A 13,044-nucleotide genomic window follows, 5' to 3' on the forward strand; every position below is an offset into this window, starting at 1 on the left:
TTATTTTACCCAAGACCCTAATGGATAATGAACAATTTTACGTGTCAGCCTGACACCTGATACTCCATGGCGGGATTGCGTCGCTGGCGCTGTACGTAACGCGCCAGGTTCTCGGCCGGCAAGGGTTTGGAGGCGAGATAGCCCTGATAGAAACAGCATCCCTGGGCCTGCAAAAACTCCAGCTGCTGGCGAGACTCCACGCCTTCTGCCGTGACGTTGAACCCCATGTGCTTGGCCATGGCGAGCACCGCCTCGACGATGGCCATGTTGTCGGCATCACGGGGAATGTCCTGAATGAAGCTGCGATCGATCTTGAGCTCGTCCGCAGGCAGTCGCTTGAGATAGCTCAGGGAGGAGTAACCCGCCCCGAAGTCATCGATGGCAAAGCTGATCCCGAGCCCTTTGAGCTCGCCCATCTTGTTGATGGTATCTTCCGCATGTCCCAGCACCACCGACTCGGTGATCTCCAGGTTGAGGCGCGCCGGATCCATGCCGGTCATGGCGAGTACCTCGTGTACCCGATCGACGAAGTCGGGGGCATGAAACTGCTTGGCACTGACGTTCACCGAGACCTGGGGTAGATGGATTCCCGCCTCCTCCCAGGCCACAAATTGGTGGCATGCCTCGAGCAGCACCCAGTTACCTATGTCGACGATGAGATCCGTCTCCTCGGCGATGGGAACAAACTCCGCCGGGGAGATCATGTTGCGCCCCGGGGGATGCCAGCGCAGCAGCGCCTCGACGCCGATGATCTCGCCTCCTTGCACCATGTGCTGGGGCTGATAGTGAAGCAGCAACTCGTTGTTCTCGAGGGCACTGCGCAGCTCGTTGTTGATCAGCAAACGGCGGTCGGCCTGCCACTGCATGGAGGCATCGAAGAAACGCAGGGTCCGTCGCCCGGCAGATTTGGCCTGATACATGGCGGTGTCGGCCTGCTTGAGCAGATCCTCCACCCCCTGATCCCGGCCCGGGAAGAGGGTCACCCCGACGCTCGCACCGATATGCAGGGATTGTCCGGCGAATGGATAGGGCGCCGAGAGCTCGGCAATCAGTCGCTCGCCCACCAGATCGGCCTGCATCTCGGCCTGGGGAGGACTGGCCGAGAGGCGGGGCAAGAGCAACACAAACTCGTCCCCTCCCAAACGGGCGAGAAAATCACCCTGGCGGGTCAACCGCTTGAGCCGCTCAGCGACTTCGCGCAGCAACCAGTCACCGGTGGCATGCCCCAGGGAGTCATTGATGGTCTTGAAGTGATCGAGGTCGATAAAGAGCAAGGCTCCGATGATGTCGCTGCGCTGCGCCTCGGCAAAGGCACTGGTCAAGGTCTCCTGCAGCTGCCGCCGGTTGGGTAATCCGGTGAGTTCATCGTAATAGGCGAGATCCTGGATCTGCCGCTGGGCAGCCTTGCGATCAGAGATATCTTCGAAGCAGATCACGAAGTGAGTGAGGTGATCCCGCTCATCTTTAACCGGGGTGACGATTTCCCAGTGATGAGTGACGCTGCCATCACGTCGCTGGCGCTGGATCTCTCCCTGCCAACGGTCCAGATGGTCCAGCTCATACCCGAGACCGCCACACCAGATCCCCTCTCCCAGGGTCAACCCCAGCACCTCATCACTCTCGTAACCGGTGAGCTGGCTGAAGGCCTTGTTGACCCGCAAGATGGTAAAGTCAGGATCCGTGATGACGATCCCCTCATGGGTCTCAAACGCAACGGCAGAGAGGCGAAGCTGCGCCTCGACCTGCAGACGTTCCATCTCGGCGCCAATACGGCTGGAGAGGATCTTGAGCAGGGAGTCCAGATCGGCCACCAACTCCGCATGGAGGCAAGTGAGGGCCAGGTGACCGACCACCACTCCATGACCATCCTGCAGCGGCATCCCGTAGTAATAACGTTCCGCATCGCCGGGCATGCGCTGATGGAGGGAGAGGCCCCCATAGACCCCCTCACAGAGGCTGCCCATCAGCGGGTATTCGGGCCCGGGGTGTTCTCCCACGGCCGAGAGGATGCGCAACTGCTCATGACCATGACGCTCGGCAAGCCAGGCCCCTTCAACCCCCTTGACCTCGAACAGGCGCTCCACCAGGGTGTCGATAAAGGCCATTCCGGTCTTGGCCGAGAGCGCCAATGAGAAACGCTCCAGCAGATCGCTGCGGCGCCGCCACTCCTCGGCCTGGCGGGAGATGCGCATCTGCTCGACGGCCCGGCTCATCAACAACATGGCCCCACGCAGCAGAGCCAGCTGCTCCAGAACGAGCGGCGAGTCGGGCGATGACCACTGACACAACACCATTCCCTGTGGCTCGCCATCGAGCCAGATGGGAATGACCAGCAGGCTCTCCCCGGTCAATAACGGGGCCAGAGGCTGGGCCAATGGATGCCGGTTCGCCTGCTCCAGCACCAGGGGACCGGTCAGCCGAGTCACCGAAAACAGCGCCTCCAAGGTATGACTGGAGAGCCGTTGCCCCGCCAGAAGGCCCCGGCTGTCATAGTGACACCCAAGAGAGTGATCCTGCTCCTCCCCCATCCAGACCGAGCAGCACACCACTCCGAGGGAGGCCTGCAACCAGAGAGTGAAGTGGTGATAGAAAGAGGAGAGGGCCTCGGGCCGTGCGGTCAGATCGCAGGCCAGTTCGACCAGCGCCTGAAACGGCGAGGCAAAGAGATGCTCTGCGGCCAGACCATCCAGGGTCAGCAACCCGACGCATCCAGCCCCATGGGAAACCGGCGAGAGGTTTAAGGAGGCGCTGACGCCGTCACCCAGGTTCCCTCGCCACTGTTCAGAGGCCCCGTGACGACAGACCTCATGCCCCAGACGGGCGAGCAGGGCCGGCTCAGGCAAGCAGCCACGGTGAGCCAATCGCTCCGCCACACGGCGTGGTGACCAGACCCCCTCCTCCTCGCGGCCATCAAAAAACCACATTAGTTGTGCACTCTGCGCACTCATCGAAAACCCCGAAACAAATCGACTGCGCATGGGCACATCCCATCGCGAAACAGGGTATCTGTCCCTGAATGCCTCAGGAGGAGACAAAAGCTAGACCGGTAGGAGATGGCCCGAAACGGGGCCGAAAACAGGTGCTGCCAAGGAAGGGACAGATACGACTCGATAATCGACATAGTGCCTGCACGATCCGGCAAGCTCAAGCCCTTTTTCCAAGAGAATCAAGGACGATCACATTTGTTGGCAGCACGGGGCAGCAAGCGGAAACTATGTGATTCAGGTCACATTTTTATAGATCTCATTGGGTACTCTGAAGGTGAAGAGACAAGCAAGACGACCCGAAGGGGGGTTATATGAAAGTAGAAATCATCAGCAAAGTCATGGATATCACCCCGGCAATCCGCGAGCGTATCGAATCTCGCTTCGACAAGCTCGAGCGTCTGCAAGTGCCTCTGATCAAGCCACATGTGGTAGTGGGCAAGGAGGGTCAAACCTTTGTCATCGAAGCCACGGCCAGCATTCCCAGCGGCACCCTGTTTGCTCAGGCAGAGCATCTGGATCTCTATGCCGCCATCACCGATCTGGGCCAGAAACTGGAGCGTCAAATCAATCGCCACACCGAAAAACCCCATGCCCATCGTGGCGCACGCTCCGGCAAGGAGCAGTGCCGCACCGACGTTGTCGATGCATGATTCAACCTCATCAGAGACGAGGCGGGGAAACCCGCCTCTTTGTTTTTCAAGCCGCCGCTGGAAAGAGCGCCACCTCACCCCCATGCAGGGTATCCAGGATGGAGAGTATCAGCGGCGGTTTGGCCTGCAGCGGAGCCAGCTCACTGCTCTCATGGTCCACCGCCCGGCGCGCCCGGGGGGAGAGGTTCTGATACACCTCGGGCTCAATCGGATGGCGTTGCAGCTGCAGTGGTTGGGGGTGTAGTGCCAGCGCCAGGCGAATATCACTCATGGTTCCCCCCTGCTGCAAAGCCGCCCCCCATGCGCTGAGATCGCCCCCCCCCTCTGTCACCAGGGGGTGCTCGGGCGGCAGTGCAAACTGCTCCCGCAGTGCACGCGCCTCCCCCTGCGCTGCCACGGGGCGCTGCAACCAGGGAAGCTCATCCACCCGCTCGTCGAGCAAGGAGAGCCAGAGACGAAAGTCGGCCCTGTCTCCATGCTGGAGATCCACATTAAGCCGAGAGCCCAGCAGGCGCTCATCGATCAGGGGATGTACGGAGGGGGACATGGGAACTCCAGACGGATAACCTCTCCTGCTATCGGCACCATCTGGATGAATTTAAGAGCTTTTTTCAAAAAAGACTTCACAAGCCCAAGAGAAGTGGCTACTATGCGCCTCGTTTTGGAGGGGTTCCCGAGCGGCCAAAGGGATCAGACTGTAAATCTGACGGCTCTGCCTTCGAAGGTTCGAATCCTTCTCCCTCCACCATCTTCAGAAAAGCCCGACCTCGTGTCGGGCTTTTTGCTATCCGGTGTTCGCTGCCGCCCACAGAGAGGGGAGCCTGAGCTCCCCTTCCCGTCAGAACTCGAAGCGATAGAAGATATCCACCGCCTGGGCAATGCCGGTCAAGGCCTGCAGGTAGAGGCGCGGCATCAACTCGTAGCGGAGCTTGAACTCGGCGATGGGGCTAAACACCCCCACCCCATACTGCAGTTGCAGGCCCGGCAGCAGATAGGCGGAAAGCGTCACCTGGGTCTCGTCGCCACTGCCCGCCGTGTCCAGGCTCACATCGCTGAGCCCCAGCGTCTCCCCGATGTCGGAGACCACGCCACCCGCCTGACTCACGGCACCGGCCACCAACAGGCCATTGAAGCCCCCATCCTGGCCCCCGGTCTGCAACCCCTTGCCGCGCAGCAGGTAGGAGAGACGCTCGGACTCCGACATGGCAGGATCCGAGTAGACGCTGATCTTGGGCTTGGTCGCCGGCCCCGTCACCTTGACCCCGACCGTGACATTGTCCTCCACCGTCTCGGGATTGCGGATGGCATTGATATTGAGATAGGGCTGGTCCAGCGGACCGGAGAAGCGGATCTTCCCCTCCTGAATGAGCAGGTTCTGCCCATATGCCTTGAAGCGCCCGTCATTGAGCTGGATCTCACCCCGTGCCGAGAGAGGCTTGCCCTCATCCTGATTCAGACGCAAGTGTCCCGCCAGCTGGGTTCGCAGCCCCATGGCATCGAGCCTGACATCGGGACCAATGCCGACCTGAACCCGCATCTGGAGCGGCAATGGAGCAGGTGGCGGCAAAGGTGCCCTGTCATCCATCACCACCTGCACATCCGAGGAGAGCCCCACAGCGCTCTCGGGCAGACTCTTGACCAGGATGCGGGCCCAGGGGATCGCCACAGAGCCGGTGATCTCCGTCTTCTCACCCAACGAGATCGCCAGATCCGGCGTGACCCTGACCTTGCCCATGCCCGGGTATTGCGCCTCCAGCCCCTCTCCCTTGATGGTGAGGGAGCCACGCAGCGGCGGTTGGGCCCACTCCACAAAGCCGCCCAGGGTCAGGGGGCCCTTACCCACCAACACCTTGCCATCGATCTCGGCCCGCTCCCCGTTGACTCGCAGGCGGGTGTCCAGGCCGCTGAGGGTCACCATGTCGGCGTGGGTTTGCACCTCACCGTCACGCAGGCGTAACTCCCCGTAAAGGAGTGGCCTGGCCAGCGTTCCCTCCAGGCGTACCTGGCCTGCCAGCGCGCCCTTGAGCTCACGGACCTCGGGCAGCAGCGGGGCAAAGGCATCGGGATGGAGCTCCCCCAGGGTCACACTCCCCGAGAGCAGGCCCCGCCCCATGGGCTCATCGACCCTTAGCCGGCTCTCCAGCGAGCCGAGCTGACGGGAGGCAAAGTTAAAGGCCAGGCTGGCCTGGCGGGCATCCATCTCGACTCCCAGCACCAGACTCTGATAGGGGGTCTTGAGTCGATCGCTCACCAGGGTCCCCGGGGTGGTGCGTACCGTGGCGCGCACCTCGGGACGACTCCCCTTCCACCCGGCGCGCCCCTCGGCCGAGAGGAGCGCCTGCCACTGGAAGTTATCGGGCAACCAGGGACGAAGCCGGGTGAGATCAAAATCACTTAAGGCAAAGTCCAGACTCCCCTCCGGGGCCGAGAAGCGTCCCTTATCCAGACAGACAGAGGCCTTGCCCGAATCGAGGCAGAGCTCATCCGTCTCGGCACGCATCTGGCGGGTGTCCAGGGACAGGCTCCAGGGATGACGTAACTGCCACCCGTCGAGGGGGGTATCGAGCTCCCACTTGTCCAGACGCCCGCGCCAGAGCGACTGCTGCAGTGAGCCGGAGAGGGCGAGTCGGGTCGAGAGCGGCTTGCCAGCCATGGCCAGGGTCAGGGAGTGGCGGTTCAAGTCCCCTTCCAGCTCGGCCGTGACCTTGCGAAGCCTAAGCCCCTCTTGCCTGACACTGGCGATGGCTGCGGACAACTTGCCGGCGGGTGCCGAACCCAGAGTCAGGTCTCCCCCCAGGCTTAAGGAGCGCATGTCGAGCCCGGCGTAGTAGAGGCGATCACTGCCGAGCGCGATGGCGAGCACGGGTCTGGCCTGATCGCCTGCGACCCGGACACTGCCGGTGAGATTGCCCTTGAGACCGGGATAGAGGCCTGCCAACTCGGGGGCGGCAATCGTGGTATCGAGGGCCCAGCGGCCCGGCGTCAAGGCACCGGAGACCTTGAGCGTGTTGGGCCCCGTGGTCAGTTGCAGGGCGGGGATCTGCCACTCCAGTCTGTCATTGCCTTCGAGCCTTCCCTCCAGGGAGAGAGGATATTGATTGAGGCGTCCCCGCACCGCGAGAGAGGGCAGCGCAAGCCGCCACCCCTTGTCATCGAGCCGGAAACGGCTCTCGATCGCCCCCGTCAGCTCCCCCTTGATCTCGGGAACCAGGGCATGGGGATCGAGGCCATTGAAGTGCGCCTTGCCCTGCCACTCAAGCCCCTTGTCCCAGGCAAGCTGGCCATCCACCTTGAGAGTGCCGTTCAAGGCGGCCAGATCCAGCGCCAACTGCTTGAGGCGGTTGAGATCACCCTCTCCTGCCAGCTTGAGGGTGAAGGGGGGCAGATCGCTCCCGTCACCAGCCGTGTCGAGGGCAAAACGATAACCCTCCAGATTTCCCTTGGCCGTGAGCGACCCCTGCTTGAGGCGATAGACCGCCTCCCCCTCGGCCGGCTTGTTGAGCGGCCAGCGCAGGGGAGACCAGTTGAGCCTGGCATCAAAGGGAAGCCTGGGATCCAGAGGGGAGAGGTTACCCTTAAAATTGGCGTTGATCTTGCCCTTGGCTTCCAGGGAGAGGGCCAGTGTGGCCACAGAGCCGCTGGCGACCAGACGCAGCTTCTCACCGGCCAGCTCCTCGAGTAGCCCCTTGCCCAGGGTGCCGTCGAGAGTCAGGCTGAGGGGATAGTCGTCACTGAGAGTGACCTTGCCCGCCACAGAGAGGCTGGCCATGTCGTGCTCCAGGGTAAGCCGCTCTATCTGAACCAGATCATCGACGGCACTCACCTTGAGGGTGGCACGCCCGACTCGCTCCTCCCGCTCACCATCCCGATAGATGAAGTGAGTCAGCGCCAGATTGTCGATCAGCAGGGGAAACGGGAGATGCACAGCGGGCAGGGTCAGCGCCTCGGCACCACCGCTAGAGGACGTCCCTCCTGCCGGCGCCGCCTCAGGGGCCGATGCAGTGGGAGAAAGGGCGACGGTGAGTCCATCCACCCTGGGCCCCTGAACGGTGAGCCCATGGCGGGTGAGACGGGCGCCGATCTCGCCCTCCTTGAGGGCCAGGGTCAGGCCGGGAAGGGCGAGATCCAGGCCCTTGATCCGCAAGGTGTCGACCTCGACGCGAAGGGGCAGTGGATGCCAGATGAAGGGCTCATCGTTTTGTGGCTCCGGTGCAGTCTGACTCTGGGCCACCCGCACCACGGGGGAGTCCACCTCGAGGCGCTTGACCCAGAGTCGCCCCTTGAGCAACTGGCCCAGATCCCACTCCAGCTGGACCCGTCCGATAGCGACATCCACCAGCTCATCCTGCCAGCCCACCCCTTCCAGGGTCCAGCCATAGCCAAGCTGGCCGGCGACCAGCTCTCCCTTGAGCTGGGGCAACTGAGCCCTGGCCTGCTGCCACAACCAGAGGTTACCCGCATGGGTAAAGCCGAGCAGCGAGACGGCGACCAGCAGCAAAAAGAGCAGGGCCAGCAGCCAGAGCAGCCCCTGTTTTATCCAGTTCATAGTTCAGGCCCCAGGGCAAAATGGATTCGCCACGGCTTGTCTTCTTCAGAGATACCGACCGCCACATCGACCCGCACCATGCCGATAGGTGTCACCCAGCGAACACCGACGCCCGTGCCAATCTTCCAGGGTTCGGAGTAGTCGTTGGTGGCCGTCCCTGCGTCGACGAAGAGGGCCCCCAGCCAGCTTTCGTTCACGCGGTAGTTATATTCGATGCTGCCCGCCGAGACATAACGGGCCCCCAGCAGACGGCCCTGGCTGTCTTTGGGAGAGATGGTTTCATAGCCGTAGCCGCGCACCGTCTGATCGCCGCCGGTGAAGAAGCGCAGGGATGAGGGCACCTCGGTGAAGCTGTCGCCAATGATGGCCCCCTGCTCGGCACGAAACAGGAAGCGGTGATCATCCCCCAGGGTACGCAACCACTTGGAGCGCCCCCACACCCGCAGGAAGCTGGTATCAGAGCCCCACTCGGTGGCGGATGCCTCCACCAGCAGCTGTTGCCGATCCCCCCAATCGGGCAGGATCCCCCCCCGCAGGCGAAGGCGGGACCAGGAGACCCCGGGCAGCAGCAAGAGGCTGTTACCCATATCCTCACCCTGCTCGTAATCTTCATAGAGCAGGCGCAAATAGACATCCCGGTCCCACCCATCGGGGCGCTTCTTCCAGCGATGCACCCCCACCGTGGTGAGATCGGAGCGGGTATCGTTCATCTGCTCGTGCTTGAAGCCTCCCAGCACCGAGTAGTAGTCCTGCAGGGGATTCCCCACCGGGATCTGATAGTCGAGACTCACTTCGGCCTTGGGCTGGGAGATCTTGATGTCACTCTTGAGCTTGTGGCCATGACGGTTGATCCAGGGCTTCTCCCAGCTGGCCGACATGCGCGGCCCCTCGTCGGTGGAATAGCCAAGACCCAACTCCACCTCATGCTTCTCACGGGGGGAGAGGGTTACCTGCATGGGCACGACCCCGTTGCTGGCATCGGCCAGGCGGGGGCGGATATCGGTCTCGCGAAACAGGCCGGTCGAGGAGATATCCTGAGACATCTCGGCCAACGTGATGGCCAGATAGGGCTCACCCGTCTTGATACGGATCAGGGGGTGGATCAGCTTGACCGCCTCCGGGGTCGCCTCGTAAGAGATGGCGCCATAGTGGTAGCGAACGCCGGAGTCATAGACGATGAGGATGTCGGCCGCCTTTTGCTCCGGCATCACCTTCACCTCGCTCTTGGTGATGCGGGCATCGAAATAGCCCCGCGAGAGCCCCAGATTGCCCAGGCTCCCCTTGATGCTCTCGTACTTGCCGTGATGAAAGGCCTCCCCCTCCTTGAGGGGCAGGCTGTCGAGCAGGCGACTGTAGGCCTCATCGTGGGCGGCAGCCCCACGCAACAAAATATCCAGATGGCGAACCAGAACCGGTTCACCGGGCTTGACTGCGATGCGCACCCGTCCGGCACGCTCCTTGTCCAGAGAGAGCTGGATCTTGGGGGAGTAGTAGCCCACCGCCTGCAACCCCTGGCGTGTCACCTCGCGGATCTTCTCCCGGGCGGCGCGGTACTGGCGCTCCTGATAGGTGGGCAAGCCATTGAGGTAGGCTTCGACGTTATCCTTGGCCTCTCCCTTGAGCCCCTCAACGCGGTAAGTAAGTTGAGCCGCCGCCAGTGTCGGGGCCAACAGGAGCATCGCCAGGGCGCAGATAATTCGTAGCAGGGCCCCTTGGCCCCGCCATCCCTGGTTCCAGTCATGCTGCACCACTGCCACTCCTCACCGTTTCGATTGTTTAGAGACCCTTTTGAGCGCCAGTATCCTAGCACACCCGGCGCGGCAAGAATCTCGTCCTCCCCTCTCTTTTGCCTGATTTTTTAACATGTTGCGGCCATCGAGACCATCTTTGTCGCCACTTGTCGAGGATCTGCCCAACTCACACCTTCGTTTCACTCGTTTGCCCCAATCGATTCATTGCGCTGCCAAGGGGCCGCCAAACCCGCCAGACTCATCACATCCACAACAGGGGGAGCAGCGAAATGAGCGAAAAAGTGGCCGACTATCTGGGTGATCGTCTCGAATTCATGACCTTTTTGGCCAGCATGAGCGCCTTGCTGGCGCTGCTGTGCGGCATGCAGGGGGAGCAGGCCCTCTCCTTTGTGGCGCTGAACCTTCCGGTAGGGCTCGCCCTGCTGCTGGGACTGGCCCTGACCTCCGGCTTGCCGGCTCCGGTGCGCCTGGGCATCACTCCCCTGTGGTTACTGGCCGCAGCCTCTGTTGTGCTGACGCTGGGGGAGAGCTGGGTCGATCCGCTCGCCGTCTGGCTCCTTTATGGCGCCCTCGGCCTCGAGCTTATCTGGCAAGCGCGCGCCCGCGCCGAGCGACAGGCTGACGTGGCACGGGTTTTCCGGTAACCTTGCGGCCCCACCATCCCAAGGAGTCGTTATGAAAACCGCCTGCGCCCTGCACATCCTGGTCAAAACCGAGCGTGAATGCCTGGCACTCAAGGAGAAGCTCGACAAGGGCGCCGACTTCGGCCAGCTGGCCAAACGCCACTCCACCTGCCCCTCGGGCAAGCGGGGCGGCGATCTGGGGGAATTTTCCAAAGGCGACATGGTCAAGGCCTTCGATGACGCCGTCTTCAAAGGAGAGCTGCTCAAGGTATTGGGGCCGGTGCGCACCAAGTTCGGCTTTCACCTGATCAAGGTCCTCTACCGTCGCTAACCCGGCCCCGCGCCGATCACGTCCGGGAGCGCATCAGCACCAACTTGCCCTGTGACTGGCCGCTCTCCAGATGGCGGTGCGCCTCACCAATCTGCTCCGGGCCGTAAAGAGCGCCGATCTGAATCCTTAACCACCCCTCCTCGAGCCCGCCGATCAGTTCCTCATAGGCGGCGCGATTTTGCGCTGTGCTCATCAGGCCACCGTTAAAGAGGTGCAGGGAGGGGGCGGCCATAAAGTGGGCCTGCAGCGCCTCTGGCAGACCCGGCGCCCCGGCCTCCTCGGCAAAGCCGAACCAGATGAGGTGGCCCTGAGGCGCCAGGCGTGCTACATCCCGAGCCAGGCTCGCGCCACCCACGCCGTTGAAGATATAGTCAAAGCCCCCCTCCTCCAGCGGCTGACGCCGATACTCGACCGCCCTGGCTCCGAGCGCTCTTACCGCCTGCGCCTTGTGCGGCGATCCCGCCATGGCCACCACCTCGATCCCGCGGCGACGCAGAAGCTGAATGAGGATGGACCCCACCCCGCCGGCACCGGCATAAACCAGGGCTTTTCCTCCCCCGGTCACGAACCGGTTAACCAAGCCCCAGGCCGTGCGGCCCGCCATGCCAAGGGACGCAAGCTCGGCCAGGGGTAACCCCTCGGGGGCCGGGGCCAGGGATATCCAGGGTGCGGCCCCTTGCAGGGGGATGGTCACATAGGCGCCGTAACTGCCCGGCGCGGCAAAGACAACCCGCTCACCCACCCTTAAGCCGCCGACCCCCTCACCCAGTGCCAGAATCCGTCCCACCCCCTCCATGCCAGGGATGAAGGGCAATGACTCCTCAATGGGAAAGGCCCCCCGGCGAATATAGGTGTCGGCCAGGTTGATCCCCGAGGCCTCCACCTCGACCAGCACTTCACCCGGCGCGGCAACCGGCCGCGGCTGAAGCCCGTCCACCAGCTGCTCTACACCACCAAACGCTCGCAAATAGATAGCATTCATTCGTCTGTTCTCCGCTTGGATTGACCTGCGGGAGCGAGAGTGGCAGAGTTACTTTCTTTTTTAAAGTAGCTTCCTTTTGGTAACCAAATGAGAGAACGCAGCGAACAAGCTCACTGTCCGGTCGACGGCCTGCTCCAGATCCTTTTTGCCAAGTGGTCGGCGCACATCATCTGGGTGCTGGGGGCAGAGGGGCCCCAGCGCTTTGGCGAGCTCAAGCGCCGCCTCGACCCCATCTCCACCAAGATATTGACCGAACGCCTGAGAGAGCTGGAGGCCACCGCTTTGCTGGCGCGGGAGGTGGTCGCCACCATACCGCCCCAGGTGACCTACTCCATCACACCGCGTGGCCGCGAGTGTCATCGCATCGTCGACGATCTGGTGCACCTCGCCGCCAGATGGGAGCAGGAAACGGATAAAGAAACTTAACGGGATCATAGGATTAGCGGTATCCTTTAGGGCTTGCACTCGATTCTGGTCGCCATCATGCCATCACATCTGATCCTGCCCCTGCTCGCCTGGAGCCTGCTGTTGGCCGGTCCCCTGCTGACCCGACTCGGCCTCTGGCCCTGGTGGAGCGGGTTTATCAGCTGCGGCGCCTCGGCCCTTATCGCCCTCTTTCTGCTGCTGCGACTCCCCTGGCGTCCCCAGCGTGTGAGCGCCCTGCTCGGCGCCCTTCCCCTGCTCCCCCTGCTCTGGTTTATGGTCCAGGCCCTGCGCCACCCGCTGCAAAACGACGTGGCCACCGATCCCTATTCCCCTCCGCCCCTGCTCTGGGCCGAGCAGCTGCGCGGTGAGGGCGATCTGCCGATCAACCAGGGGATATTGAAAGCCTTTGCCGACAATCCGGGTCCTCTCTATACCGCCGCCCTGCCCGGCCAGGTTATCGCCGTGGCCGAGACCCTGATGCAGGCGCGCGGCTGGCAGACCCTGCGCACCCCACAAGGGCTACAGGCCGTCGCCACCAGCCCCTGGTTTGGCTTTGTGGACGACATCGCCCTGCGCATCCGGGTGGGACAGGAGACCCGGGTCGACATGCGCTCGGCCTCCCGGGTCGGGCAATCGGATCTCGGGGCGAACCGGGCCCGCATCGTCGCCTTTATGCAGGATCTCGACCGGGAGCTCGCCCGCCATGCCCCTGGCGGCACCACCACACGCCATTGATGTTAAGGGAGTC

Annotated in this window: 10 protein-coding genes and 1 tRNA gene; 6 read left to right on the plus strand and 5 right to left on the minus strand. The window is 62.7% G+C overall.

Going from position 1 to position 13,044, the window contains the following annotated elements; translation table 11 throughout:
* Positions 1-44: 44 nt before the first annotated feature.
* A complete protein-coding gene (locus AB5Y48_RS15465; RefSeq protein ID WP_368165022.1) occupies positions 45-2,924 on the minus strand; it encodes a putative bifunctional diguanylate cyclase/phosphodiesterase in 2,880 nt (959 codons plus the stop codon).
* Between the two features lie 374 nt (positions 2,925-3,298).
* Here AB5Y48_RS15465 and raiA point away from each other — a divergent pair, with 374 nt between their 5' ends.
* A complete protein-coding gene (gene raiA, locus AB5Y48_RS15470) occupies positions 3,299-3,637 on the plus strand; it encodes a ribosome-associated translation inhibitor RaiA (RefSeq protein ID WP_060586818.1) in 339 nt (112 codons plus the stop codon).
* A gap of 46 nt (positions 3,638-3,683) precedes the next feature.
* On the opposite strand, the gene AB5Y48_RS15475 is transcribed toward raiA, so the two are convergent.
* A complete protein-coding gene (locus AB5Y48_RS15475) occupies positions 3,684-4,184 on the minus strand; it encodes a VC2046/SO_2500 family protein (RefSeq protein ID WP_368165024.1) in 501 nt (166 codons plus the stop codon).
* Between the two features lie 116 nt (positions 4,185-4,300).
* Between AB5Y48_RS15475 and AB5Y48_RS15480 the strand changes: the two genes are divergently transcribed.
* Positions 4,301-4,385: transfer RNA gene (locus AB5Y48_RS15480), tRNA-Tyr, on the plus strand.
* A 90-nt stretch (positions 4,386-4,475) separates the two neighbouring features.
* Here AB5Y48_RS15480 and AB5Y48_RS15485 read toward each other — a convergent pair.
* Positions 4,476-8,183 carry a translocation/assembly module TamB domain-containing protein gene (locus AB5Y48_RS15485; RefSeq protein WP_368165026.1) on the minus strand — a complete coding sequence of 1,236 codons (3,708 nt, stop codon included), beginning with the start codon at positions 8,181-8,183 and terminating at the stop codon, positions 4,476-4,478.
* Positions 8,180-9,931 carry an autotransporter assembly complex family protein gene (locus AB5Y48_RS15490; RefSeq protein ID WP_368165027.1) on the minus strand — a complete coding sequence of 584 codons (1,752 nt, stop codon included), beginning with the start codon at positions 9,929-9,931 and terminating at the stop codon, positions 8,180-8,182. The genes AB5Y48_RS15485 and AB5Y48_RS15490 overlap by 4 nt, the downstream gene beginning before the upstream one ends.
* Before the next feature lie 272 nt (positions 9,932-10,203).
* On the opposite strand from AB5Y48_RS15490, the gene AB5Y48_RS15495 reads away from it, so the two are divergent.
* Positions 10,204-10,578 carry a hypothetical protein gene (locus AB5Y48_RS15495; RefSeq protein ID WP_050666125.1) on the plus strand — a complete coding sequence of 125 codons (375 nt, stop codon included), beginning with the start codon at positions 10,204-10,206 and terminating at the stop codon, positions 10,576-10,578.
* A gap of 31 nt (positions 10,579-10,609) precedes the next feature.
* Positions 10,610-10,888 carry a peptidylprolyl isomerase PpiC gene (gene ppiC, locus AB5Y48_RS15500; protein WP_060586821.1) on the plus strand — a complete coding sequence of 93 codons (279 nt, stop codon included), beginning with the start codon at positions 10,610-10,612 and terminating at the stop codon, positions 10,886-10,888.
* 16 nt (positions 10,889-10,904) lie between these two features.
* Here ppiC and AB5Y48_RS15505 read toward each other — a convergent pair whose 3' ends face one another.
* A complete protein-coding gene (locus AB5Y48_RS15505; protein WP_224163485.1) occupies positions 10,905-11,870 on the minus strand; it encodes a zinc-binding dehydrogenase in 966 nt (321 codons plus the stop codon).
* 87 nt (positions 11,871-11,957) lie between these two features.
* Here AB5Y48_RS15505 and AB5Y48_RS15510 point away from each other — a divergent pair, with 87 nt between their 5' ends.
* A complete protein-coding gene (locus AB5Y48_RS15510; RefSeq protein WP_368165029.1) occupies positions 11,958-12,296 on the plus strand; it encodes a winged helix-turn-helix transcriptional regulator in 339 nt (112 codons plus the stop codon).
* Positions 12,297-12,353: 57 nt separating this feature from the next.
* Entirely contained in the window at positions 12,354-13,031 is a 678-nt protein-coding gene (locus AB5Y48_RS15515; RefSeq protein WP_224163484.1) for a DUF1499 domain-containing protein, read from the plus strand.
* Positions 13,032-13,044 lie beyond the last annotated feature (13 nt).

The organism is Aeromonas sp. R6-2 (assembly GCF_040908155.1).
Lineage (GTDB): Bacteria > Pseudomonadota > Gammaproteobacteria > Enterobacterales > Aeromonadaceae > Aeromonas > Aeromonas schubertii.